Source organism: Acinetobacter sp. TG2027, assembly GCF_000302435.1.
Lineage (GTDB): Bacteria > Pseudomonadota > Gammaproteobacteria > Pseudomonadales > Moraxellaceae > Acinetobacter > Acinetobacter pittii.
The window spans coordinates 53,349-78,091 of record NZ_AMJN01000022.1; the positions used below are offsets into that span (position 1 = coordinate 53,349).

Annotated in this window: 22 protein-coding genes and 1 pseudogene; 11 read left to right on the top strand and 12 right to left on the bottom strand. The window is 39.1% G+C overall.

Annotation, left to right across the window (positions count from 1 at the left end):
- Positions 1 to 7 precede the first annotated feature (7 nt).
- The 4 genes from B806_RS0105520 (at position 8) to B806_RS0105535 (ending at position 3,205) form a co-directional block, all read left to right on the top strand.
- On the top strand, positions 8 to 877 hold the full coding sequence (locus tag B806_RS0105520) for an NAD(P)-dependent oxidoreductase (RefSeq protein ID WP_017402739.1): 870 nt from the start codon (positions 8 to 10) through the stop codon (positions 875 to 877).
- 13 nt (positions 878 to 890) lie between these two features.
- Positions 891 to 1,685, top strand: a complete 795-nt coding sequence (locus tag B806_RS0105525; protein WP_017402740.1) for a TIM barrel protein — start codon at positions 891 to 893, stop codon at positions 1,683 to 1,685.
- 81 nt (positions 1,686 to 1,766) lie between these two features.
- Entirely contained in the window at positions 1,767 to 2,168 is a 402-nt protein-coding gene (rsfS, locus tag B806_RS0105530) for a ribosome silencing factor (RefSeq protein WP_001047580.1), read from the top strand.
- A 215-nt stretch (positions 2,169 to 2,383) separates the two neighbouring features.
- The gene (locus B806_RS0105535) at positions 2,384 to 3,205 is read left to right on the top strand and encodes an SDR family NAD(P)-dependent oxidoreductase (protein WP_017402741.1); all 822 of its coding nucleotides are present in this window, start codon (positions 2,384 to 2,386) and stop codon (positions 3,203 to 3,205) included.
- 56 nt (positions 3,206 to 3,261) lie between these two features.
- Here the strand turns inward: B806_RS0105535 and B806_RS0105540 are convergent, their stop codons facing one another.
- Genes B806_RS0105540 through B806_RS0105550 form a run of 3 tightly spaced genes read right to left on the bottom strand, consistent with a single transcriptional unit; the run spans position 3,262 to position 6,182 of the window.
- Positions 3,262 to 4,716: an NAD(P)(+) transhydrogenase (Re/Si-specific) subunit beta gene (locus B806_RS0105540; protein WP_017387605.1), complete on the bottom strand. Its 1,455-nt coding sequence runs from the start codon at positions 4,714 to 4,716 to the stop codon at positions 3,262 to 3,264.
- A 12-nt stretch (positions 4,717 to 4,728) separates the two neighbouring features.
- The gene (locus B806_RS0105545) at positions 4,729 to 5,043 is read right to left on the bottom strand and encodes a proton-translocating transhydrogenase family protein (protein ID WP_000230434.1); all 315 of its coding nucleotides are present in this window, start codon (positions 5,041 to 5,043) and stop codon (positions 4,729 to 4,731) included.
- 11 nt (positions 5,044 to 5,054) lie between these two features.
- Entirely contained in the window at positions 5,055 to 6,182 is a 1,128-nt protein-coding gene (locus B806_RS0105550) for a Re/Si-specific NAD(P)(+) transhydrogenase subunit alpha (protein WP_002117245.1), read from the bottom strand.
- 238 nt (positions 6,183 to 6,420) lie between these two features.
- Between B806_RS0105550 and B806_RS0105555 the strand changes: the two genes are divergently transcribed.
- The 6 genes and pseudogenes from B806_RS0105555 (at position 6,421) to B806_RS19260 (ending at position 11,584) form a co-directional block, all read left to right on the top strand.
- On the top strand, positions 6,421 to 7,347 hold the full coding sequence (locus B806_RS0105555) for a DMT family transporter (RefSeq protein WP_017387604.1): 927 nt from the start codon (positions 6,421 to 6,423) through the stop codon (positions 7,345 to 7,347).
- A 68-nt stretch (positions 7,348 to 7,415) separates the two neighbouring features.
- Positions 7,416 to 7,826: a RidA family protein gene (locus B806_RS0105560; protein WP_017387603.1), complete on the top strand. Its 411-nt coding sequence runs from the start codon at positions 7,416 to 7,418 to the stop codon at positions 7,824 to 7,826.
- A gap of 15 nt (positions 7,827 to 7,841) precedes the next feature.
- Positions 7,842 to 9,032: an MFS transporter gene (locus B806_RS0105565; RefSeq protein ID WP_017387602.1), complete on the top strand. Its 1,191-nt coding sequence runs from the start codon at positions 7,842 to 7,844 to the stop codon at positions 9,030 to 9,032.
- A 142-nt stretch (positions 9,033 to 9,174) separates the two neighbouring features.
- Positions 9,175 to 10,179 (top strand): tRNA dihydrouridine(20/20a) synthase DusA, encoded by a 1,005-nt coding sequence (gene dusA / locus B806_RS0105570; RefSeq protein WP_017402742.1) that lies wholly within the window; start codon positions 9,175 to 9,177, stop codon positions 10,177 to 10,179.
- A 334-nt stretch (positions 10,180 to 10,513) separates the two neighbouring features.
- Positions 10,514 to 11,023 carry a hypothetical protein gene (locus B806_RS0105575; protein ID WP_025466008.1) on the top strand — a complete coding sequence of 170 codons (510 nt, stop codon included), beginning with the start codon at positions 10,514 to 10,516 and terminating at the stop codon, positions 11,021 to 11,023.
- Between the two features lie 166 nt (positions 11,024 to 11,189).
- Positions 11,190 to 11,584: pseudogene (locus B806_RS19260) on the top strand (hypothetical protein).
- Between the two features lie 10 nt (positions 11,585 to 11,594).
- Here the strand turns inward: B806_RS19260 and B806_RS0105580 are convergent.
- Positions 11,595 to 12,494: a LysR family transcriptional regulator gene (locus B806_RS0105580; RefSeq protein ID WP_079381078.1), complete on the bottom strand. Its 900-nt coding sequence runs from the start codon at positions 12,492 to 12,494 to the stop codon at positions 11,595 to 11,597.
- 96 nt (positions 12,495 to 12,590) lie between these two features.
- Here B806_RS0105580 and B806_RS19265 point away from each other — a divergent pair, with 96 nt between their 5' ends.
- Positions 12,591 to 12,713: a hypothetical protein gene (locus B806_RS19265; protein ID WP_017401806.1), complete on the top strand. Its 123-nt coding sequence runs from the start codon at positions 12,591 to 12,593 to the stop codon at positions 12,711 to 12,713.
- A 64-nt stretch (positions 12,714 to 12,777) separates the two neighbouring features.
- Here B806_RS19265 and B806_RS0105585 read toward each other — a convergent pair whose 3' ends face one another.
- The 8 genes from B806_RS0105585 to B806_RS0105620 all read right to left on the bottom strand — a co-directional run bounded on the left by B806_RS0105585 (position 12,778) and on the right by B806_RS0105620 (position 24,736).
- Positions 12,778 to 13,539 (bottom strand): tRNA threonylcarbamoyladenosine dehydratase, encoded by a 762-nt coding sequence (locus B806_RS0105585; RefSeq protein ID WP_000130931.1) that lies wholly within the window; start codon positions 13,537 to 13,539, stop codon positions 12,778 to 12,780.
- 353 nt (positions 13,540 to 13,892) lie between these two features.
- Positions 13,893 to 16,649 (bottom strand): aconitate hydratase AcnA, encoded by a 2,757-nt coding sequence (gene acnA, locus B806_RS0105590; RefSeq protein ID WP_017386617.1) that lies wholly within the window; start codon positions 16,647 to 16,649, stop codon positions 13,893 to 13,895.
- Between the two features lie 124 nt (positions 16,650 to 16,773).
- Positions 16,774 to 17,586 carry a TatD family hydrolase gene (locus B806_RS0105595; protein ID WP_017386618.1) on the bottom strand — a complete coding sequence of 271 codons (813 nt, stop codon included), beginning with the start codon at positions 17,584 to 17,586 and terminating at the stop codon, positions 16,774 to 16,776.
- The gene (locus B806_RS0105600; protein ID WP_017386619.1) at positions 17,586 to 18,527 is read right to left on the bottom strand and encodes an RsiV family protein; all 942 of its coding nucleotides are present in this window, start codon (positions 18,525 to 18,527) and stop codon (positions 17,586 to 17,588) included. The genes B806_RS0105595 and B806_RS0105600 overlap by 1 nt, the downstream gene beginning before the upstream one ends.
- A 90-nt stretch (positions 18,528 to 18,617) precedes the next feature.
- Positions 18,618 to 19,460 (bottom strand): hypothetical protein, encoded by an 843-nt coding sequence (locus tag B806_RS0105605; protein WP_017386620.1) that lies wholly within the window; start codon positions 19,458 to 19,460, stop codon positions 18,618 to 18,620.
- A gap of 69 nt (positions 19,461 to 19,529) precedes the next feature.
- Complete coding sequence (locus B806_RS0105610; protein WP_017402743.1) at positions 19,530 to 21,119, bottom strand: peptide chain release factor 3; 1,590 nt, start codon at positions 21,117 to 21,119, stop codon at positions 19,530 to 19,532.
- A gap of 175 nt (positions 21,120 to 21,294) precedes the next feature.
- Positions 21,295 to 23,313: a DUF262 domain-containing protein gene (locus B806_RS0105615; RefSeq protein ID WP_017402744.1), complete on the bottom strand. Its 2,019-nt coding sequence runs from the start codon at positions 23,311 to 23,313 to the stop codon at positions 21,295 to 21,297.
- Complete coding sequence (locus B806_RS0105620; RefSeq protein ID WP_017402745.1) at positions 23,303 to 24,736, bottom strand: DUF262 domain-containing protein; 1,434 nt, start codon at positions 24,734 to 24,736, stop codon at positions 23,303 to 23,305. Before B806_RS0105620 ends, B806_RS0105615 begins: the two co-directional genes overlap by 11 nt.
- Positions 24,737 to 24,743 lie beyond the last annotated feature (7 nt).

A 24,743-nucleotide genomic window follows, 5' to 3' on the forward strand; every position in this document is an offset into this window, starting at 1 on the left:
TTAGATTATGAATTTTGATCGCAACGCCCCTATTGCTTTTTTAGGTATAGGGCTTATGGGGAGCCGCATGGCAACTCGTCTTATTCAGGCAGGTTTTCAAGTTGCTGTCTGGAATCGAACCCCTTCTGCATGTGAAGAACTGATTGATATCGGCGCACAGCCTCTAGATCTTATAAATATTGGCGAATATCCTGTTATTTTAATCTGTCTGGCAGATGACAAAGCCGTAGAGGCAGTATTTGAACAAATTCAGCCGAACTTAAAAGCTAAACAGGTAATTGTTGATTTCTCGAGCTTATCTGTTGCTGCAACAAAAACGCTTGCTCAAACTGCTGCCACGCATGATGTTACATGGATTGATTCACCCGTATCAGGTGGAACCGCTGGTGCAGAACAAGGCACACTTGTTATTTTTGCAGGTGGTGATGCTCAAACCATTACAAAATTAACGCCTGTTTATAATGTTTTATCTCAACGTGTAACACGAATGGGAGATACAGGAACTGGCCAAGCCACCAAAATCTGCAATCAACTCATTGTTGCAGCCAACAGTGCGCTTATTGCAGAAGCTGTTGCACTAGCAGACCGAGCTGGTGTAGATACCACTTTGCTCGCTCCAGCCTTAGCAGGTGGATTTGCAGATTCAAAACCTTTTCAAATTCTCACCCCACGTATGGCAACTCATACCTTTGAACCTGTTCAGTGGAAAGTTCAAACATTATCAAAGGATCTTAACAACGCAGTAACATTGGCTAACAATGTTAATTTAGATATCCCAGTTGCACAAAAAGCTCTATTACAGCTACAAACTCACCAAAAAAATGGCTTTGCCGAGAAAGATTTAGCTACTATGATTCAATTAATAGAGCAAAAATAAACGGAGTTTGAGTATGGGTCGTCTTGCAGTCAATTTATCCATGATTTTTACAGAAGTTCCTTTAATTGAACGCTTTGCTCTGGCCCATGCTCAGGGCTTTGAATATGTCGAAATTCAATTTCCTTATGAATTGTCTATTGCAGATATTCAAACTCAACTCGAACACTACAACCTCAGCCTTTGTTTAATTAATGTGCCTGCAGGTGATCTTATGCAAGGCGGAAACGGTTTAGCAGGCATTCCCGGCCAAGAAACAGCTTTCCATGAGGCATTAGAATTGGCTATTAGCTATGCCACAGCTTTAAACGTTCCTCGTGTTAATATTTTGGCGGGTAAGCAACCACTAGATGCTGACTTACTTCCTTGTTTAAAAACACTAGCAGCCAATTTAAAACTTGCCTGCAACTTACTCAGTGAACATGATATAGAACCCGTTTTTGAAATGATTAATGGCACGGATATGCCTCGCTTTTTGGTGCAGAACATTGCGCAGGGCCAAGAAATGCTAGAAGCAGTCAATCACCCTGCCCTCAAAATGCAATATGACTGCTATCACATGGCCATGATGGGTGAAGATGTACTTGAGGGTTTGCAAGAGAATATTAACTTAATTGGACATATTCAATTTGCAGACTGTCCGGGCCGCCATGAGCCTGATACAGCTCAAATTCCTTATGAACAAATTTTTTCTTGGTTAAAGCAAAGTTCATATCAGAACTATATTGCAGCGGAATATAAACCTGAAAATGGTTCAAATCAGTCGTTTACATGGAAGAAAAAATACTTTTCTGATGATGTAAATATATAAACTGTTACGACTTCTGTTTGAAATTTAGTGCGAAAACCACTATATTAGATAGTGAGTAATTGTCAGGAAAATATACCCTATATGAATTTAGAACCATCGCCCAGCGTGTCTAATTCTCACGATTTCGCAATGAACACCTCAAATAAAGACGTACAAGCTTGTCTCAAAGTCGTCCACGACGCTTTAGTTGATGTAAAAGCAAAAGATATTCTCCAGTTAGATGTTAGCTCAATTAGCAATGTCGCTGATGCTATTGTAATTGCAAGTGGTACTTCTACTCGCCATGTCAAAGCACTTGCTGACAATGTTGCAGAAGAAGCTCGAAAAGCCGGTTTCCGCCCGATTGGCGTTGAAGGCGAACGAGATGCAGAATGGATCTTAATTGATCTCGGCTTTGTTGTAGTACATGTGATGCTACCAACAGCTCGTAAATTCTATGATTTAGAAAGCTTATGGCGTACCGCTCCAGAGTCGGTTGCTTAAAATTTTGCTTTTAAAAAAAGCGGCTCTTTTGAGCCGCTTTTTTTATTTACTAAACAAAGATTTTAACCATTTTCAAATATCCCATCATCTTTCCAGCCCCCACAAATACCAATCATCACTTACAACCAAATTTGACATGACAAATTGTCAGATTTGCAGCACTATACAAATTCTTGAAGTCCCCACCAATAAATAGCATAACTGGAGTACAGAAAGTGAAGATATTAATTACAGGCGCTAATACGGGCATAGGTTTCGCCACAGCAGAACAACTTGTAAAACAAGGGCAACATGTGATTTTGGCGTGTCGAAATCCTCAAAAAGCACAAGAGGCACAAAACAAACTACGCTCACTCAACCAAGGACAAGTCGATATCGTTTCTCTCGACTTAAATAGTCTTGAATTAACCAGAAAAGCTGCCGATGAAATTGCTGATCGCTATGGCAACCTTGATGTACTCATTAATAACGCAGGTTTATTTGCCAAAACCAAACAATTGACCAGTGAAGGCTTTGAGCAACAATTTGGGGTTAATTATTTAGGTCATTTTTTATTAACTCATAAATTACTTCCAGTTTTGCAACAATCCCCTAAAGCGCGCATTATCCATCTTGCATCTATTGCTCACTGGGTGGGTTCAATTAAACCTAATAAATTTCACGCAGAAGGTTTTTACAATCCCCTGTTCTATTACGGTCAATCAAAGCTTGCGAATTTACTATTCAGCAATGCATTAGCAGAACAGTTAGCTGGAAGTTCAATTACCAATAATGCATTACACCCGGGTGGTGTTGCTTCTGATATTTATCGAGACTTACCAAAACCTGTCTATGCGGCGATGAAATTAGGACTAGTACCAACTTCAGTTCCAGCAAACCTCATTACAGAAATGGCAACTTCTGAAGCATGGCAACACCGTAATGGCGAATATGTCAGTGCACATATGCCAGACTGGAAATCATCACATGCTAAAAATCAGCAACTGGCACGTGACTTATATCAACAATCTATGGATCTTGTAGAAAAATTTCTTTAAAAAATCAGCCCAAATAAAAAAACCACCCGAAGGTGGTTTTTTTATTTCAAAGCAAATTAGTGGCCTGTACCGTTAATTGCTTTTGTCATATCTTCAACAACTTTCTTAGCATCACCAAAGATCATCATTGTTTTTTCGTTATAGAACAAATCGTTGTCTAGACCAGCATAACCAGTTGCCATAGAACGCTTAATCACCATGATTGTACGCGCTTTATGAGCCTCAAGAATCGGCATACCATAAATCGGTGAGCTTGGATCATCTTTCGCAGCTGGGTTTACAACGTCGTTTGCACCAATTACAAGTACTACGTCAGTTGCAGGGAAATCTGAGTTGATCTCATCCATTTCCAAAATGTCTTCATATGCTACGTCTGCTTCAGCAAGTAGTACGTTCATATGACCAGGCATACGACCCGCAACCGGATGGATTGCAAAGCGAACGCGAACACCCTGTTCTTTCAAAAGTTCACACAACTCTTTTACCGCATTTTGAGCACGACCTTGCGCCATACCATAACCTGGTACAATCACAACGCTGTCCGCATTTGACATTAAGAAGCCAGCATCATCAGCAGAACCTGAACGGTAGTTACGTTGAACTTGTTCACCTTTATCTGCAGATGCAACTGCTGCACCACCCATTGCTCCACCAAACAATACATTGATGATCGAACGGTTCATTGCTTTACACATGATGTACGACAGAATCGCACCAGATGAACCTACAAGCGAACCTGCAACGATCAACATGTTGTTTTCAAGAGTAAAACCAATACCTGCCGCTGCCCAACCAGAGAATGAGTTAAGAAGCGATACCACTACAGGCATATCACCACCACCCACTGGTGCAATCCAAACCCAACCAAATGCAAGTGCAAGTGCTGTCATTGCCCAGAAAGCAGTCATGTTGCCAGTTGTAAAGAAGTAGAAACCACAAGCCAACATCGCAACAAAGATAAGTGCTTGAACAGGTTTAACCCATGCACCAGAAATTGTTTTAGCCCATTTTTTCGCAGCCAATTTACCATACGCAAACACAGATGCAGTAAAGGTAATCGCACCAACGAAACAACCAACAAACAATTCAAATAAGTGAACCTTACTCATGTGTGCATGCTGCACGCCAGCTGCTGTCAAAGCCGCCTCATTTTGAGCAAATAGTTCAGTAAGTTGGTTGTTATGTAAAATTGCAGCAATCGCAATTAAAACAGCAGCCAAACCCACTAATGAGTGCATAAGCGCAACAGTTTCCGGCATTTGCGTCATTGGCACTGTACGTGCACGCGCAATACCCACGATTGCACCTAACACCATTGCCCCAACGATCATCCAAATAACTGGGTTATTCGCAACAAAGAAGGTTGTTACAACTGCAATCGCCATTGCGATCATACCGTAACGGTTACCTTGAATTGCTGTTTTAGGACCAGACAAGCCACGAAGCGTCAAGATAAAGAGGATTGCACCAACAAGGTACAACCAGTTTGCATTTGCTTGAATAAATTCCATGTCAAAGCCCTCTTATTTCTTTTGCTTAGGCTTGAACATTTCCAGCATGCGTGCAGTTACTGCAAAGCCACCGAAAATATTAATGCTTGCCAAAAATACTGCAATCGCACCGAGTACGCTCACCACATTCACACTTTGAAATGCAACGTTAGCATCTACACCTAAAACTGGCAGACCTACAGTTTGCAACATCGCACCTACCACAATAATAGATGACAACGCATTAGTTACTGCCATAAGTGGTGTATGCAAAGCTGGCGTAACACCCCAAACCACGTAATAACCTACGAAGATGGCAAGGACGAAAATTGTAATAGTTTCAACCATGAGAAATCTCCTTAACCACGCTTAAGCAGTACTTGACCGCCATGAGTGACCAATAGGGCTTTTTGGATTTCGTCTTCCTGATTAATCGCAAAGTTTTTCTCTTTGTCGAATAAGGTCTCTACGAAATTAAAAACGTTACGCGCATACAATGCAGAAGCTTCTGTTGCTACAGTTGCCGGAATATTTGGAACACCCAAAATTTTCACGCCATTTTCTGTAAACACAGTCTCACCAACTTTAGAGCCTTCAACGTTACCACCAGTTTCAACAGCCATATCTAAAATGACAGAGCCCGGTTTCATCTTGGCAACAGTTTCAGCTTTAATTAAACGTGGTGCATCACGACCTGGTAACAATGCAGTAGTAATCACGATGTCAGCATTAGAAACAGCTTTATCTACAATCGCAGCTTGGTCTTTGATGTATTGCTCACCCGGCATCCATCCATAACCATTTTTAGCGGCATCTGCTGCACGTTGTTGCTCTTCTTCAGACATTGGGACGTCTAACCACTTACCACCTAAAGACTCAACTTGATCTTTAGCTGTAGGACGTAAGTCTGTCGCTTCAACAATTGCACCTAAACGTTTTGCAGTTGCAATCGCCTGTAGACCAGCAACCCCAACCCCCATGATCACAACACGCGCAGGCTTTACAGTACCCGCAGCAGTCATAAGCATTGGGAACATGCGTTGATATTCAGCAGCAGCAAGTAAAACTGACTTATAACCAGCCAAGTTTGCTTGAGAAGACAACACATCCATGTTTTGTGCACGAGAAAGCGTACGAGGAAGCAGTTCTAGAGCAAAAGCAGACACTTGTTGATTCGCAAACTGATCTAGCTCGGTGTTACGATAAGGATCAAACATTGCTACAACAGCAGTATTTGCTGCAAGTTTCTGAATTTCCCCGCCCTGTGGTGCGCGAACTTTCAAAATAATTTGACTACCCGTATAGGCATCATCCGTAATGGTTGCACCGACCTGTTCATAAGCACTGTCAATGTACGCAGCCTTTACACCAGCACCACGTTCAATCACAACGCTATGACCAGCGCTAATCAACTTCTTTACTGTCTCTGGCGTAGCAGCTACACGATTTTCACCGACGACAGTTTCGGTTGGGATTCCGATCTGCATGAGCGTTCCTCAAGCTAATTTCTCATTGTCAAAAACATTGCAAGCTGCAATGTTTCCCCCATGTGTATTCTTTGTACAGAATTTGGATTCTAATTGAACTTTTTTAAAATACCACCCACTATTTATTTAATAAATACCCATATTTTGAACTGATGATTCACGATATTTGTTTAGAGGTGTAATATGGGAAGGTTTTTCTTTTTTTGCAGACAATAGTCTCTCTTATACAGTCCTGTATATGAAAATTTCTTTATCTTCGTTTCAAATCGGGTCTTTTTTTGCTCTTTGCTCTGCGTTTCTATTCAGTACAAAAGCAATCTTTATTAAACAGACTTATGCCCTTTCTCCATTAGTAGACGGTACGGTCCTGATGGCTTTACGCATGTTAAGCGCTTTACCGTTCTTTCTATTAATTTGCTGGTTTAACAGGCATCATAATCAGGGCATAAAAAAGAAGGATTGGCTAATTTTAATTTTTGCTGGTCTATTAGGCTACTACTTTGCAAGTTGGCTCGATTTCATGGGTCTTATGTTTATTAGTGCCTCTCTAGAACGAATTATTCTATTTTTATATCCCACGCTTACAGTCATCGTATCAAGCTTACTCTACAAACAAAAATTAGATGTAAAAAGTTTCTTTGCCATTTTTCTTAGTTATGGTGGAACTGTGCTGGTTATGCTTCAGGAGCACAACAACGCACCAATTCAGGGCAACTTCTGGTTAGGGACAAGTTTCGTATTTGCAAGTGCCGTGGCTTTCGCCGGCTATTTGTTGCTGACGCCACCTCTCATTAAGAAATTTGGCTCTTGGAATTTCACAGGGTTAGCCTTAACTGTGGCTTGTATCGGTACATTAACTCATTACGCACTAAGCACACCTCATCCAATTCAACTCCTATTACAACTCCCCTCTAGTGTAATTTGGTATGGCATTGGCTTAGGCTTTTTAGTTACCGTGTTACCCACCGTTATGCTCATGCAAAGCATTGAACGACTAGGTGCCTCTCAATCTGCAATGATTGCTTCAATTGGACCAGTTTTAACGATTTTGCTTGCCGTTGCTTTTTTAAATGAACATCTCAATATGTGGCAATGGGTCGGCTGCCTTCTTAATATTGTCGGCGTCATGATGATTACACTTAGAAAGAAAAGACTAAAACATTAAATTCTCTTGACCTCAACTTAAGTTGAGGTTGGATACTCATCTAAATTTTAATGAACGGTTAAGTTCCAATGAGTCAAGAAACTTTTAAAATCATAAATCCATCAACTTTATATAATCCAACGCCAAACGCTTATAGTCATGTTGCTGTAGTGGAAAGCTTTAAGAATATTATTCATGTAGCAGGTCAAGGAGGCGAAAATTCCCAAGGTGAATTAAGCCCAAGTTTTGAAGAACAAGCGAACCAAGTTTTTGATAATATTCAACATGCTTTAAAAGCAGCCAATGCAGAGCTTAGCAATATTGCTGTATTGAGAGTTTTAGTTGTTGACCACTCGGTCGAAAAACATCAAATTTTGATTAAAATTATGCAAAATTTATGGAAAAATCATCCTTTTCCTGCCTGTACACTTATTCCTGTGCCGCGCCTTGCGCTAGAAAACATGCTTATTGAAGTTGAAGCAACGGCATACACCCAATAAAACTGAGAGAACGTCATGTCTACCCCTGAAGATATCAGTCAAAATAAACCTTTGCTTTGGTTGATGGCAGCAGCATGCGGTTTATGTGCAGGTGTGAATTATTATTGTCAGCCTCTAATTCACTCTATTCAGCAAGAGTTTGCTGTAACTCAAGCACAAGCCGCTTTAACAGTGACATTTGCACAGGTGTCTTATGCCCTCGGTTTACTCTTTATTGTCCCATTGGGTGATATTGTCAATAAAGCCAAAGCTATTCCGTTTTTGATGGTGCTTTGCGCAGTTGGTCTATTTACATCTGCTTTTGCTGTGAACTTACCCATGTTGTGGATTGGTACAATTTTAGCGGGATTGTTTTCTGTTGCTGCCCAAGTCCTCATCCCACTTGCCACAATGACCGTAAAACCCGAAAAAACTGGCGAGATCATTGGTTTTTTAATGAGTGGCTTATTGGTCGGGATTTTACTCTCTACCAGTCTAGCTGGCTTATTTTCCAATCTTTTCCACTGGAAAGTAGTGTATGTCGTAAGCGGCGTATTAATGCTTCTGTTGGCATTTACCTTAAAAAGTCGCTTGCCTTATGTCTTGCGTATGAAAATGAACTATGGACAAATATTTGTTTCCATGGCTCAACTCTTAAAAGAGGAAAAGCGACTATTATTAAGAGCGCTTACAGGTGCTTTCGCCTTTGCCGCAGTAAGTATTTTGTATTCCACCATCGCCTTACTTTTGACTTCGGCACATCATTTGCCCGATCTATTTATCGGACTAGTCCCACTAGTCGGTATCTTTGGGGCATTATCAACACGCTATATTGGTAAATATGCCGACCAAGGCTACACAAGGTTACTTACGTGGATGGGTTGTGGACTGTTTTTGGTGAGCTGGCTTTGTTTCTATTTCGGACAAACCCTCCTTTCTAGTTATGTTATTGGCTTTGCTTTAATTCAATTAGCACTCGCGCTCGTTCATACCAGCAACCAGAGCATTATTTTCCGTTTACGTCCAGATGCTAAATCTCGTATTAATGCCATCTATATGACAACTTATTTTATTGGAGGAGCTGGTGGCTCTGCCTTAGGGATTTTTGCTTGGAATCATGGCGGGTGGACTATGACATGTGTTGCAGGTGTAGCTCTTGTTCTGCTTTGTATTTTATTTAGTGTCATTGATGCTTTCTTACAAAAAAAGCAGCTCGCTCACTCATAAAGTAAATTGTTATAAATCATCTTTCTATATTCAACATAAGGGTGGTTATAAATTACTCGGTTAAATGCCACTGTCGATTCAGGGCTAAACCCCGTATAATGCTGCCCTTTCATTAATTTAGCGACTTTTGGGTCTATTGGCTATGCAATCACTTCAATCGTTACAACCTCGTATTTCTGTCGCACCTATGATGGACTGGACTACAAAGGACTACCGATTCTTTGCACGCTTGTTTAACCCAAACGTTGTGCTCTATACAGAAATGGTGACTACAGGTGCGATTCTATTTGGCGATGCAAAACGTCATTTGGACTATAATGCTCAAGAGCACCCAATCGTATTGCAGCTTGGCGGCTCAAACCCACAAGAGCTTGCCACTTGCACAAAAATGGCTGAAGACTGGGGCTACGACGAAGTCAACCTGAATGTAGGCTGCCCAAGTGACCGTGTACAGAACAATAAAATCGGTGCATGTTTAATGGCAGAACCAGACTTGGTTGCTGAGTGCATTCACAATATGCAAAAAGCAGTAAAGATTCCGGTAACAGTAAAGCACCGTATCGGTATTGATGACATGCAATCTTACGAAGAAATGCTACATTTCATAGATACTGTCGCTGCAACAGGTTGTACGTATTTCGTTGTGCATGCCCGTATTGCTATTTTGAAAGGTTTGTCTCCAAAAGAAAATCGAGAAGTTCCTCCTTTACGCTACGAAGATGTATACCGCTTAAAGCAAGAACGTCCGCACCTAACCATTGAAATTAACGGCGGAATTAAAACTTTTGCCGAAACTCAAGCTCATTTACAACATGTTGATGGTGTCATGATTGGCCGTGAAGCCTACCATAACCCTTACCTACTTGCTGAGCTCGGCCAACTTTGGAATTTAAAAGCGCCAGATCGTTTCGATATTATGGAACAAATGCTGCCTTATATTGAGCAACGCATGGCTGAAGGTGCTCCCCTTTCAATCATTACACGTCATATTTTAGGTTTATTCCAAAACTTACCAGGTGCTCGTAAATGGCGTCAGGCGCTAAGTGGCGGAAACGCAAAAACTTTAGCTGATGTTGAAAATGCAATTCAGAACATGCGAGCAGCTATGATTCGCACTGAAGAGTATGTAAAAGAGCAGCAGGTTTAAGTTGACAACGACCTCTTAAATTGTAAGAAAATGTGGCATTTTAAATCAGAGACTTAGATTTTGAGTATATTCGCAAATGTTGAAGCAAAATATTCAAATTTAAGTTCTGATTTATTGTTTATTTATAATGATATCAATAATTTAAATTTCACTATTTTTAATCACCTCTTTTCTAAGTAGCTTTTCGCACCAAGGCAGCCACCTTTGGAAAAAAGATACGTTATTACATAACATAAACAAAACTTTTAAGATATGCCTATTAGTATCTCTGAACGCCACAGGTAGGTGGTGATTTTTTTAATATGGATATGGGTAGCACGGTAGAGATTTCACGATGATTATTTATGACGGACAAGTAGCTGATAATTACATGTATCAGGATTCAAATCAGGCAGCCATTGTTGTATCGCACAGCGCACCAAGCCTCCCTTATCCTTTCACCATGAAACCCAATAATCATCAAACTCAAACTTCAACCAACCCACCGATCGATGTAGAAAAGTTTGTAGAAAAATTAGAAAGCGTTACTTCTAGACGCAGTAAAGCTAGATGCGCACGTAGTATCCGTCTTGCACTCGAATCTGCTGGTGCTAATGTTGAAAACCACCCAATCGCAGCTTCAGATTGGGGCGATACCCTCAAAAAGATTGGCTATAAACAAATTGATCCAGCCTTCGACGAACCTCAAGAAGGTGACATTTACATCATTCACAGAACCCGCAACCACGTTTATGGACACATCGCAGGATATACTGGAAATGAATGGGTCTCTGACTTCAAACAAAATAGCTATGACGTCTATAAAGATGACAGCGTAACTTACACCTACTATAGATTAGGGTAATCTACCTAAGAACTAGATGTTCAATTGCTTTAATTGTTTCAAACGAGTGTTTTAAACCCAGCTTGGCTTCTTTTTTGCTTTATTTTCATATTGTAATTATCAAAAATAATGATGGAACTTTATGAAAAGAATACTGCTGAGCTTTTACTTACTGACATCGTTTAGCATGACTTATGCCGCCTCTGATACAAACATTATAGAGGTTTTTAAAAAGTACCCGAAAAACGGATTTATCAAACTCAATATTTATTAAAAGGGACGACTCCTCAAGCTCGAATCCATGTGATACGAAAACAATATTTAAATGGAATACTAGACTGTCCTTCCGTGATTTATCACGACAAGAAGAAAATTCTATCTTTGCACTCATTTGAAGAAGCAATATTTTATCTAGAGCCGGATCGTTACTATATTCGCTATGCGGTTAACAATAGTGGTTGTATCAATTTGGAATTCTACCAGCATAAACGCCCCAAAATGGACATCCTATCTCAGGAACGTCAATTAGAAGGTGATACGGAATATACATTTTCTATTAGTGAACATATTGGGCCACAATAATTATTTCAGCTCACACTTCCAGCAGATGGTAGATCTGCTCAACATAAGGTTGGATCAGATCACTCTGGTTAGTTCTGTAAGCTAAAACCACTTCAGATAAAAGATTCTTATTTTCTAGAGGAATCAATTTTACATTTTGGGGTAATATTTGCTCAAACTCTTGGGGAACAATGCTAATACCCAAGTTTGCAGCAACTAACTGTAATTGGTTTAGCTTACGTGATTGGATCGTCGCTGCTTTAGGCCAGAAGCCAGCCCCTATACACAAGTTTGAGACTAAATAACTCAAACCTCCCCGCTTAGGATGTGGAGTCGAAACAAAATATTCATCTTTTAAATCTTTTATCTGGATACTTTGTGTTTCTTTAAATTTAGGGTGATCAATATAAACAGCTGCAAATAATGGTTGCTCATATAGTTTCAAGGTCGTTATTTCTTCAAGGCTATGCCGAACTGGCGGTCTAATTAAACCAATATCAATCTCCCCATTCAGTAAAGCCAAAACCTGATGCTCCGATGAAAACGTGTTTATCTCAAAGTTAATTTTTTGCTTTAAACTCATTTCTTTTAATATTTGAACCTTTTTATCATCCATAACAATACTGCTCGAGTGAGCAATTTTAATCTGGCGATTTTTTCCTTCTGCTATATTCTTAGAAACTCCAATGATTTCATTTAAATAATGCATATTATCTTTTATTTTTTTATAGAAGATCCCTCCTGCCTCTGTGAGTTTTACTTTCTTATCAGTACGATCAAATAACTGAAAATCAATTTCTTCCTCTAATAACTTCATTTGCCGACTTAAAGCAGACTGAGCAATGAATAGTTTCTCTGAAGCAGCAGTAAAACTCCCTTCTTCAACAATTTTTATAAAATATTGAAATTGTTTTAATGTGAGCATAACCATCTCAAAATTAGATTATTAGGTCTATTTTCTATATTAGATTAGATAGATAGCCTTCGCTAGAATTTTATCAAGACCATTCAATTGATTGAATTATTCATGAAGTATTTAAAAGGGTTTGTCATTTTCACCGTTGTTGCTCTAATTTTATGGTGCTTTAAATTTTATGATCAGCAACTACCCACACAGCCCCAGCAAGACAACATAGAACTGTATGATTAAATAGTTTCTCTCAAAAATAAAAAGGCATGCACTCACATAAGCACATGCCTTTTCAATATTTAAATTAGGCTTTCTTTAAATCAAGCTTTTTCAAAACTTCAGCCACAGCAATCATAGCAAAGCTTGAAGTCACCACTACAGCTGACCCATAGCCACCACAGCGCAACCCCGCCGATGGGCAGACATCTGCGCTTGAAAATGGATTGTCGATTGAGTAAATACAGGTAATGCCAAATTTCTCTTTTGGCTTTTTACAGATGCCGCGAGCGCGAAGCTGACTACGTAGCTTTGCTAACATTGGGTCTTGTTCTGTTTTTGATAGATCGGCCACGCGAATTTTAAGTGGATCGAGCTTACCACCAGCTCCACCCGACACAATTAAAGGAATTTTATTAAAACGACAATGGAGCATTAAAGCCAGTTTTGCTTTAACATCATCGATGCAGTCCAAAACAATGTCTGGTACAGGGTTTAAAAGCTCTGCAACATTTTCAGGTGTTAAGAAGTCGTCAATAATATTGACTTTAATGCGTGGGTTAATTTGGCGACAACGCTCCGCCATAATCTCAACTTTTTCACAGCCCAGAGTTGAGGTCATTGCAGGTAGCTGACGGTTTACATTTGACGCTGCAACCACATCCATATCGACTAATGTGATCTCACCAATACCTGTACGCGCTAAAGCTTCTACCGCCCAACTGCCAACCCCACCAATACCAATCACCATCACATGACTTTTTTCATAGTGCTGGAACGAGGAATCACCATAAACTTTGGCTACACCTGCAAAACGGCGGTCATATTCATCTTGTTGGAGATCGGTCATTGCTACTCTTTGAGGAGATATAAAACACGGAGAGTATTTTACTGCTTTTCAGAAGAAAGTGTATTTTAGATCAAAGAAAACTTGAGACTGTAATATTTAAACTCACGACAAGTCTTATGATTATTAATCAAATTATACGGCTTAAGATTTAAACTATTGATTACTAGTGTGACAGGCGGCATGGATGCCGCCCAGTTGGGCTGCGGTATAAGGACATACCGTCAGCCCGACAAAGGATTTTTGCCTTGCGCTGTTTTAGTCACAGCTCATTATCCTTAAAAAGTAAGGATATGACTATATACCCAACATTAGCTCATTCATATTCATTACAAGGCTGTACAAGCTTAGCCAATTTATGAAGCAATCAAATTCCGCAGTACATAATGCAAAATACCACCCGCCTTAAAGTACTCGACCTCATTTAACGTATCAATTCGACATAACACATTAAAATGGCTCGCTACTCCATTTGGTCCTTTGACATCAACTTCAAGAGTTTGATGAGGCTGAACGCCATCAGACAAACCTCGAATTGATATCACCTCATGACCAGTTAAGTTGAGAGATTGTCGAGTTTGCCCATCAACAAACTGTAATGGCAACACGCCCATACCCACCAAGTTTGAACGATGAATACGTTCAAAACTTTCAGCAATGACTGCTTTGACACCTAACAAGTTCGTTCCTTTGGCAGCCCAGTCACGTGAAGAACCAGTTCCATATTCTTTGCCAGCAATAATTACAAGTGGTGTATCTTCTTGTTGGTAACGCATCGCCGCATCATAAATAGCGAGCTTTTCACCACTTGGCACATGAATGGTATTACCACCCTCTTCACCACCAAGCATTTCGTTCTTAATACGAATGTTGGCAAAGGTGCCTCGCATCATAACCTCATGATTACCACGTCGAGAACCATAGGAATTAAAGTCTTTTGGCTCAACACCTTGCTCTTGTAAGTATCGACCTGCTGGGCTGTCTTTTTTGATATTACCAGCCGGTGAAATATGGTCAGTCGTTACCGAGTCACCAAGCACTGCCAAAATACGTGCCTGTTCAATATTTTTAATCGGTTTGGGTGGCTCACCAATTCCTTCAAAGAATGGCGGATGACGGATATAAGTCGAGTCATCAGCCCATTCGTAAGTTTTACTTTTTGGAATCTGAATCGATTGCCAGCTTTCATCTCCATCAAACACTGCAGCATATTCTTTGTGGAACATGTCGGTATTTACTTTTTGCAGCACGGCATCAATTTCTGCCTGACTTGGCCAGATATCTTTTAAGTAAACAGGCTGCCCGTCTTTACCTTGCCCGATTGGTTGAGTCGTTAAGTCGGTACGAATATTCCCAACTAAACCATAAGCAACTACAAGTGGTGGTGAAGCAAGCCAGTTGGTTTTAACCAATGGATGTACGCGTCCTTCAAAGTTACGGTTACCAGAAAGTACAGAGGCAACATTCAAGTCATGGCATTGAATTGCATCTTCCACTGGCTCAGGTAGTGGACCTGAGTTACCAATACAAGTCGTACAACCATATCCTACCAAGTTATAGCCCAACTCATCTAAATACGGCGTAAGCCCAGCAGCCAGCAAATAGTCAGTCACGACTTTAGAACCTGGTGCAAGAGAGCTCTTCACCCACGGTTTACGCTGCAAACCTTTTTCAATTGCTTTTTTTGCAAGCAGGCCTGCTGCTAGCATTACACTCGGGTTAGAAGTATTAGTACATGAGGTAATCGCTGAAATAACAACATCACCATGATTTAATGGATAAGTTTTTCCTTCAATCACGCAAGAAGGACTTTCATGTTGGATATTTGCTTTTTTTGCCTCGACAGCCGTACCGCCACCACCTTCATTTTCCAAACGCTCTTTAGCTTCTTTGGCAGGTTTTAATGTTAACTCCATAAGGGCATTAAAGGTTTTCGGTACTTCTGATAAAAGCACACGGTCTTGAGGGCGTTTTGGTCCTGCCAAACTTGCCTGAACTGTACTCATATCAAGACTTAAAGTATCGGTGAAAACAGGTTCATCACCCGCATTACGCCATAAACCTTGCGCTTTGCTATACGCTTCTACCAGTTCAATACGATCACTTTGACGGCCGGTTAATTTCAAATAACCCAAAGTCACTTCATCAATTGGGAAGAAACCACAAGTCGCACCATACTCTGGTGCCATGTTGGCAATGGTCGCTCGGTCAGCCAGTGGTAAATCGGCTAAACCATCTCCATAGAACTCTACAAATTTACCCACTACACCTTTCTGACGAAGCATTTGAGTAATGGTCAGCACCAAATCAGTTGCCGTAATCCCTTCTGGTAATTTTCCTGTGAGTTTAAAACCAATGACCTCAGGAATAAGCATCGAAATCGGTTGGCCCAACATAGCCGCTTCGGCCTCAATTCCGCCCACACCCCAACCTAAAACACCTAAACCATTAATCATGGTGGTATGTGAGTCTGTACCCACTAAGGTGTCAGGGAAAGCAAAGGTTTGTCCATTATCTTCACCTAGCCACACCGCTTGAGCCAAATATTCTAAATTGACCTGATGGCAAATCCCCGTACCCGGTGGCACTACACTAAAGTTATTAAATGCAGACTGTCCCCAACGTAAAAATTGATATCGCTCACCATTACGCTGCATCTCGATTTGTACGTTTTCTTCAAACGCCTGATCATCGGCAAAATAATCAACCATGACAGAATGGTCAATGACTAAGTCTACAGGAGATAATGGATTAATTTTTTCAGGGTCACCACCCGCTTGTGCCATCGCTGCTCGCATTGCAGCTAAATCAACAACTGCTGGTACACCCGTAAAATCTTGCATTAAAACCCGTGCAGGTCGATATTGAATTTCTTGATCTGAGGTACGGGTTTTTAGCCATTCTGCTAAAGCATGGATGTGTTCCGTTTTAACGCTATGCTGATCTTCAAACCGTAATAAGTTTTCCAATAATACTTTTAAAGATTTCGGCAGTTTGGCAATATCCCCTAGCGTTTTCTCTGCTTGGGCTAAGCTAAAAATCTGATAATTGCTGGAACCTACTGTTAGCGTCTGTAAAGCATTAAAACTATTGATATTGCTATACTTAGCCATTGGGTTATCCTCCCACGTCTGGCAATGTTATTTTTCACGTTTTTACATGTTGTTTTCTTACTTTAAGCTTCTTTTTTAATCGCTGTGTTTTGTTTTAGTTAATATTTTTAATCTTTGATTTTTATTACGATAATTTCAATGTAGTGAGAGAGTTTTTCCACAGCAACTCAGCCAAATCTGGCTCTGGCATATTTAAATTCTCAGCCAAACTTTGTAGAACGTAAGGCAAATTGACAGGGGTATTACGAGTCCGCTGTTCTGTTGAGGTTTGACAGCAAAGCGGTGTCATATCTGGACAATCTGTTTCAATCACCAAGTGCTCTGCACCTATAGCCTGCACAACAGTATGAAGTTTTTTTGCATTCGGATTGGTAATCTGCCCCGTCACACCAATTTTAAAACCTAGCTTAATAAGACCCTTTGCCTCTTCTACCCCACCACTAAAGGCATGAGCAATACCACCCAATTTAAATTTTTGAGCTTTTAATATAGCAAGCACATCACCATGCGCTTTTCGAATGTGGAGTAACACTGGTTTTTGGTATCGGGTTGCCAGCTCTAACTGATCTGCAAAATATTGTTTTTGCTTTGCATATACATCTGGCTGCTTATGTTCTTTCAAGAAAGTATCTAAGCCAATTTCACCTACAGCCACGCAGTTTTCTTGCTGCAAGATTTGTTCAAGATGAGAAAGATGCTCTGGTTGATGCTGTTCAATATAAAACGGGTGTAAGCCTGGTGCTAAATAAGAAGTAGGCACATTTTCCCAACTTTTTAACTGATGATGAGTCTGCACCAAGTCATCAAAACGTGACTGTAGAAAGCCAATTAAAACCAAAGCATCTACACCCACTTTTTTAGCCTCGAGTGCTAATTGCTGCCGATCTTCATCAAAATCGGCAACATCGAAATGGGTATGGGTATCAAACAAATTCATTAGCCAGCACTTTTTGCAACTGGTGCCGAAGCTGGTTTGGCTTTAGGCTGTGGCAAATATTCTTCTTTCAATACATCTTGCAATTGGTCATAAGGGATGACTAATCGAGGGAGTCCAACCACATATGGTCCAATTTCATACTCACCGTATTGAAGGATTAAACCTTGCTCACCCAACAAGAAGTTATTAGATAATTTAAATGGCCATGCTTGTTCATAGTCAGCAACATTATCAGCCAATTTAGAGTCCGTCACCCATGTCTTAAAGGCTTCATGGGCTAACTTCTCTAAAGTTGCTTTTTGTTGAGGACGTAATAAATCTTCAAGCTTAATTTGTTTTTGCTCTTTTAAATCAAAATTATAATAATGCTGTGCAGCAGAGCCATGAGCCCCTCCTAAATAGCTACTACTATTAAGCACTACAGTTACAACTTTACCTTGAGCCTGCAAAATCTTAGGTTTAACTAAAAGATTAATCTGATGATTACTACTTAAAGCTTTTAATTCATTATCTAGATCAATAAATGAATTTGCATAGCGCTGCACCTGTGCATCAAAGCTATTTTTTTGCTCTGCACCCGCTACCGCCGAAGCTTCTGCTTTTTGTTCCGCTTGCGTGCCCTTAGCATCAGGTTCAGCAATTTCTAAAATTTGATTTAGTGTACTTAAGATTTGTTGATCTATAATTTTGTCAATAAAAGGAAAATTACTCTGTAAGCGCTCTACCGTGAATTCTGGACAAGTTTTACCATCACAATCAGGTAAAACCACCTTACTAAGAATTGTTTCACCCTTCAAAGTCAACTCTACTGGCTTTTGTTCTTGAACAGTTGATTTCTGCTGCTCTTGAGAATCTTTAGGATCAGCTTTAGGTTGGCATGCTGCCAAAAATATAGCAGAAGCAAGCAAAGTTAATCGTAGTGAAGCTTTAGAAGATAACATCATATTTTGCCTTTTATTCTAAGGAGATTACGCTATGCCTTTCTAAGAAATTAGCGCATATAAATAGAGGTTGCAAATTCTGCTACCATCTTAAAACATTTGTTCATAAACCTCGGGTTGTAATATTTTTTTGGTCTGTTCTTTAGATAAATAAATATCGAGCTGTGGAGCTTCTTTAGTAATCTGGTTTGCCTGATAATGTAAGCCAACCCCTTCACCATCAAAGAACCAATCTGCCTGTCCCCAATATAAAGTTTTTGGTGCTTCTTTCTTTATGTCAGCAGTCTGCTTTTTTAACCAGTCTTGATAGGCCACCTGCACCATTTGATGCACAGTAGTTTGTTGATCTTTTTTCAAAACATCTAACAAAGTTAAGCTCTTATGCAGCTTGCGGTCGGCCACAAAAAAGTAATAACGGTCTTTAATCGTGAGCTCTTCCTGCTTGGTATCAAGTCCTAATTGCAATAAAACATATTGGTTACGCTGCGATGCAATACGGGTATGAAGATGCAATTCATAAGCCCGATTCTTTGAATATTTATCTTGCCATTCATCAGACTTTTTAACATAAGCATTAACGGCTTGCTGCAAACTTAAGTCTTTTTTCAAATCAATTTGATCTTGAATTACTTTAGCCTGACTTTTCGCGATCCATTCATTTAGCCATGCATCTTGAGTCTTTATTGTTTGAATATCGACATCAATACAATTTTTCTTCTCACAAAATGGCAAAGCATAATCAGCTTTTACTTGTTGCAAGTTTAGAAATGGTAGTACTTCCGCTTTCTCTATATTTTGATTTTGGGTAGAAGCCGATTTCATTTGAGAAGATGATGAAGGTTGAAAGCTTTTCCAGACAAAAAGGCAAATAGCTAAAAGTAATATGATTACCGCAACTAAAAGTGCAATAACTGTCTTTCTATTCAAATTCATTTCATCATCCTTTCTTATTTTTCAAAACAAAACAGCTTCTGTTCGAAGCTGTCTGTCAAATCTTAAAGATTAGTGTTCACGCGTGTTACGGAACTGAATATCAGGCCAACGCTCTTGCATAATCTGCAAGTTGACACGACTTGGCGCAAGATAAGTTAAGTGACCGCCACCATCGATAGAAAGCTGATCATGTGCTTTTTTCTTAAATTCATTGAGAATCTTATCATCATCACAATGAATCCAACGAACCGTATTAACACTTACAGGCTCATACACGCAGTCAACTTTATATTCTTCTTTCAGACGGTAAGCAACCACATCAAACTGAAGCACACCAACTGCGCCCACAATCAAGTCATTGCTAATTTGTGGCATAAATACCTGAGTTGCGCCTTCTTCAGACAACTCTTTCAAACCTTTTTGCAATTGTTTTGACTTTAATGGATCTTTCAAACGCACTCGACGGAACATCTCTGGTGCGAAGTGAGGAATACCTGTGAAATGTAGATTTTCACCACTTGTGAAAGTATCACCAATTTGAATTGTGCCGTGGTTATGCAAACCAATAATATCACCTGGCCACGCTTCTTCTAGATGTTCACGCTCACCCGCAAGGAATGTCAATGCATCACTAATACGAACATCTTTACCAATACGTACATGATTCATCTTCAAACCTTTCTCGTATTTGCCTGAACAGATACGCATAAAGGCAATACGGTCACGGTGCTTCGGATCCATGTTTGCTTGAATTTTAAAGACAAATCCAGAAAAACCCTCTTCTTTCGCATCGACAACACGCTCTTGGGTTGGATGTGCTTTAGGTTCTGGTGCCCAATTCATAAATGCATCTAACACGTGGTCAACACCAAAGTTACCTAATGCTGTACCAAATAGAACTGGAGTTTGTTTACCTTGTAAAAATAATTCGCGGTCCAAAGGCTCATTCGCCATTTGTACGAGCTCAAGTGACTCTTCAAAAGACGCCCAAGCCAGCTCACCTACTTTTTCACGGATATCTGCATGGTCATAGCCATCGCGTACTTCAATATCTGTAATAGTTGAACCAAAACCTGCTTTGTAGACATACAATTTGTTTTCAAGAATGTTGTATACACCAGCAAAATCACGCCCCATCCCTAATGGCCATGTAATTGGTACACAGCGAATATTGAGGACATTCTCAATTTCATCCAGTAACTCAAGTGGTTCACGAATCTCACGGTCCATCTTGTTTACAAATGAAATGATCGGAGTGTCACGCATACGACAAACTTCCATCAATTTGATGGTACGTTCTTCGACACCTTTTGCACCATCAATCACCATTAATGCAGAGTCAACTGCAGTTAGGGTACGATAAGTATCTTCAGAGAAGTCTTCATGCCCCGGTGTATCAAGTAAGTTAATAGTGTGACCTTTATAAGGGAACTGCATAACAGAAGTGGTAATGGAAATTCCACGCTCTTTTTCCATTTCCATCCAGTCAGATGTAGCTGCGCGGTCAGATTTACGGCTTTTTACCATCCCTGCAACCTGAATTGCTTTACCCCATAACAGTAATTTCTCTGTCATGGTCGTTTTACCGGCATCGGGGTGGGAAATAATAGCAAAGGTTCTACGAGCCTTTACCTCTCTAGCTAATTGATCTTTAAACATGAGAAAAATCTACAATATGTACACAGTTATGTACACATTTCTAAATATGTACTAAAACTGAAAAAGTGGGGATTCAAAATTGGCGTAATTGTAGCAGATTTGAATAGGATTTTACTGATTGCGGATATGTCTTGATTTATCCACAATTCAAATTATTGAATAGATTCACCAACACTCATTTCACAAAGTCTTGGTAATCTAACTCAAACAAATCAAGCATCTTTTTCTCGTGATCTAGGATTTGTTCTTTTTTCCAAACTTTTTCTTCTTCAAGCGTTTGAATCATCAAATACAATTTAAGGGTATCAATTTTACCCTTCCTTATCTCAGGCATAAAATAATCACGTTTAGCACTTGGCAAGCGATTCCCTATGCTTGAATTTTTACTTGAACTAATGAGACACAAGTTCCCAAAGCGATGTAAATTTTCATGATCTAATTTATCACGCTCTCCCTCTATCTGTTGTGCATAAAAATGCTCAACCGAACTCCGTTGCGTAAATTTAAAGTTTTTGATTACCTTATCATTGCTATTTTCTGCATCACAATAAATCAAGAAATCCAAATAGTTAAAGACAAAATTATTTTCAATATTGCCAAAGCTTAGTTTGGATTGATCAATTTTAAAATCATCAATTGTCTGATTGCCATAAATCAAATCAAAATAATCAATCTGTTTTTCATTTAGATACCGCTGAAAAATAAACTTTCTCGCTAAATGTTGTAATGCATTAAAATAGTCAGACTCAGATTTATCTGTATTTTGATAAAGCCAATACAGCACACCATTTAACCAATACTTATAAGACAAGGTAGGCGTGGATACATGAAATGCTGTCATCAATAATAGAATTTTTTGGGTAATTTCAGAACTATCTCCATCCAATGTATTCACATACGAACTACTATCTTTATATCGTTTAAGCCGCTTTATACTCCAATCATCATGATCCGTAGAATAATCCCGCTTAACTATGTATTGATCAAATATAAATTTGCACTTCAGCAGGGTAAACATAAAACCTTTTACATTCTCAATAACCCTTTCATGCTCTTGGTTTCCCTGTCCTTTTAACAGAATATATTTTTCAAATTGATCAATCAGTTGCTTATCATCCAATGCCACTTTTTCATTACGGTTCGTTTGACTTAGCCAAATTTGTAAAACCTGTAACAAGAAATTCGGAAAATTGATAATACTGTTGAATCGTTCAGGCTTTTCTTCTTTTGTATCTTTATTTTTAATACGCTCAGGCACTCGTTTTAACATTTCAGAAATAGATTTAAAATTGCTTTTCGAACTTGTTTGTTCTTTTGATTCTACATTTCTGCTAAAAATTTCGAGCAAGCTAGAAGCATTTTCAGGAACAAAATCACCCCAATCCTTTCCAAAAATCACATCACGATATATTGTAGAAAAACCATATTGAACGTAACGCTCCATATTGGCAGTCGCGTTCCAAATACTCGTAAATAGTGTCATGCTTGATGTTTTATCTGCTTCATCTTTGATTTGATTCAATACGCTCATCAATCTCGCTTTTAAAATTTCATGCTTTTCTAATTGTTCACCACGGTTATTCATAACCTCAAAATAATGATTGAGATCAGTATCTTTCGGAACTAAAACTTGTGTGATGACTACATTTTCAAATAAATATTTGCAAAAAACACTCAAACCGCCTTGATTGATGATTTTTTCGATTGCTCGTTGTAGCAACTCAAACCCCTGAACTAAATCGGCGTTATATTCGGATGATTTTAAATGTTGTAGATGATCGCCTCTAAGTAAAGCCTGAAAGGTTAAAGAAGACTTTGGACGACTTTCAAAATCAAGATTGAATTGATTAAACCAAGACATATCAAGAACAATTTTTTCTTCTTTGGATAATCGTTTCAGGCAAATCGCTAACAAGGTTAAAGTGGTAAATCGTTGCTGACCATCGATAATTTCATAAGTGCCATCGCTACGCTCAAAAACAACCAACGTTCCAATATAATATTTTTTACTTCCTTGAGTCTGCCCTTGATTTAACTGATCAGATTGCTTTTGATAATCTTGAATATCCAAAATTAACTGATCAATTTCTTTCTCACCCCAAGCATAATTACGCTGATACATCGGGATAATATAAGTCTGTTTATTCTCGAACAGGGCTTGAACCTTAAGCGCTTGGATTGACTCATTTGTCATTCTGATCTTCCTGTTTGAGATAATTTAGTTCTTTAAATAAAGTGATCAAAGGCTCAACTTTAGTGCCTTCCTGTTTCTCGACTACCGGGAGTGACCATCCGATGAGTTCACTTGGTGATTGAGCATATTTCAGTAAACTAAATATGTTCTTTTCTAAGACATAATTATCTATCGTTGCTAATTGCACCGAATATTGACTAATACGACAGCGATATGCCCAAATAAAAATCTTTTCAATCGCTTCTGATAACCGATCTGTAGCAAATTTATCGATATAAAAAATCAATGCAGAATCAAACAAGGTTCGCACATAACGATCCCCATCCCTATTTCTTGCATCATATGAATTCAATATTTTGATAATTCTATTTGCTCGATCCTGTAGTGCCGCACCAAATATAGAAACCTTCTCAGACTGTTCTTGATGATCCACCACTTTACTAATCTGTTTTTCATAGTGCTCAACCATTTCAAAAAATCGACGACCATTAATGATCATTTGATCTAACTGAAACGGAAAACTCATTTCTTGTCGATCTATTTGCCGTTGATATTGTGCGTTATAGTCATCAATAAAATAATGCGCTATGCGTAATGGTTCTAAATATGGATGATGGTCTGATTGTCCAAGATGAATACCTTTAAAAAGATGCACATGATCTTTATTGAAATATCTTGCTGACTTTCCCCTTGACCAAAAACGAATACGAAAAAGATAGTTAGAGAATAACGCTGCTAAAGCGTTCGAAGGTAAGTTTTCCCAATGTGCAACAGTTTGGGCTTTTAAGTGTTGCTCCTGTGTAGAAAATTCTCGTAAATGATAGGCTTTTAAAAGATCATGCGGTTCTAAATCACGACCACGTGCATTTTGTGAATCAAAAAACTGAAATGCCTCTGAAACATCATCTAAAATAAAAACCGCAACCTGACAATTATTGAGTAAAAAATCAATATCTTGTTCCGAAAAGTTTACTGAAACGATCCGTTTAGCGGCATTAAAGTTCTGATAAATATTGTAATGGCTAATATCACTATTAAATTCTTGCACACCCATAAAGACATTAATTTGATTCGATATTTCATTCAAAGCTGTTTTCAGATCCTCTCGTTCTAAATCTAATTCTGGCTTCTGAATAATCGCCCAAACAAGCAGCATTAAAGTTAAAGTTCGTTGTTGTCCATCCACAATATTTATATTTTTAAGGCTCGTATTATTTTTATCGTGGTGTAATACGATAGTACCCAATCGATATGCAGATTTATCTTTATGTTCTTGTATATCATTGACGAGAGCATTTAAATTTTTTTCAGTCCACTTGTACGGACGTTGGTAATCAGGAATACTCAGTTGATCTAAACTTAATAACAAATTATTTACTGACCAAATCCCTGTCTTAAATTGATCAACTTGATGCTGAGCCATAAAAAAC

Bases quoted from the DNA above. Each gene is read 5' to 3' on its own strand.
- B806_RS0105550 (WP_002117245.1), bottom strand. From the start codon at position 6,182: ATGCAGATCGGAATCCCAACCGAAACTGTCGTCGGTGAAAATCGTGTA.
- B806_RS0105560 (WP_017387603.1), top strand. From the start codon at position 7,416: ATGAGTCAAGAAACTTTTAAAATCATAAATCCATCAACTTTATATAAT.
- B806_RS0105520 (WP_017402739.1), top strand. From the start codon at position 8: ATGAATTTTGATCGCAACGCCCCTATTGCTTTTTTAGGTATAGGGCTT.
- B806_RS19265 (WP_017401806.1), top strand. From the start codon at position 12,591: ATGAAGTATTTAAAAGGGTTTGTCATTTTCACCGTTGTTGCTCTAATT.
- B806_RS0105580 (WP_079381078.1), bottom strand. From the start codon at position 12,494: ATGGTTATGCTCACATTAAAACAATTTCAATATTTTATAAAAATTGTT.
- rsfS (WP_001047580.1), top strand. From the start codon at position 1,767: ATGAATTTAGAACCATCGCCCAGCGTGTCTAATTCTCACGATTTCGCA.
- B806_RS0105605 (WP_017386620.1), bottom strand. From the start codon at position 19,460: ATGAATTTGAATAGAAAGACAGTTATTGCACTTTTAGTTGCGGTAATC.
- B806_RS0105585 (WP_000130931.1), bottom strand. From the start codon at position 13,539: ATGACCGATCTCCAACAAGATGAATATGACCGCCGTTTTGCAGGTGTA.
- dusA (WP_017402742.1), top strand. From the start codon at position 9,175: ATGCAATCACTTCAATCGTTACAACCTCGTATTTCTGTCGCACCTATG.
- B806_RS0105565 (WP_017387602.1), top strand. From the start codon at position 7,842: ATGTCTACCCCTGAAGATATCAGTCAAAATAAACCTTTGCTTTGGTTG.
- B806_RS0105545 (WP_000230434.1), bottom strand. From the start codon at position 5,043: ATGGTTGAAACTATTACAATTTTCGTCCTTGCCATCTTCGTAGGTTAT.
- B806_RS0105595 (WP_017386618.1), bottom strand. From the start codon at position 17,586: ATGAATTTGTTTGATACCCATACCCATTTCGATGTTGCCGATTTTGAT.
- B806_RS0105555 (WP_017387604.1), top strand. From the start codon at position 6,421: ATGAAAATTTCTTTATCTTCGTTTCAAATCGGGTCTTTTTTTGCTCTT.
- B806_RS0105610 (WP_017402743.1), bottom strand. From the start codon at position 21,119: ATGTTTAAAGATCAATTAGCTAGAGAGGTAAAGGCTCGTAGAACCTTT.
- acnA (WP_017386617.1), bottom strand. From the start codon at position 16,649: ATGGCTAAGTATAGCAATATCAATAGTTTTAATGCTTTACAGACGCTA.
- B806_RS0105540 (WP_017387605.1), bottom strand. From the start codon at position 4,716: ATGGAATTTATTCAAGCAAATGCAAACTGGTTGTACCTTGTTGGTGCA.
- B806_RS0105525 (WP_017402740.1), top strand. From the start codon at position 891: ATGGGTCGTCTTGCAGTCAATTTATCCATGATTTTTACAGAAGTTCCT.
- B806_RS0105615 (WP_017402744.1), bottom strand. From the start codon at position 23,313: ATGACAAATGAGTCAATCCAAGCGCTTAAGGTTCAAGCCCTGTTCGAG.
- B806_RS0105575 (WP_025466008.1), top strand. From the start codon at position 10,514: ATGATTATTTATGACGGACAAGTAGCTGATAATTACATGTATCAGGAT.
- B806_RS0105600 (WP_017386619.1), bottom strand. From the start codon at position 18,527: ATGTTATCTTCTAAAGCTTCACTACGATTAACTTTGCTTGCTTCTGCT.
- B806_RS0105620 (WP_017402745.1), bottom strand. From the start codon at position 24,736: ATGGCTCAGCATCAAGTTGATCAATTTAAGACAGGGATTTGGTCAGTA.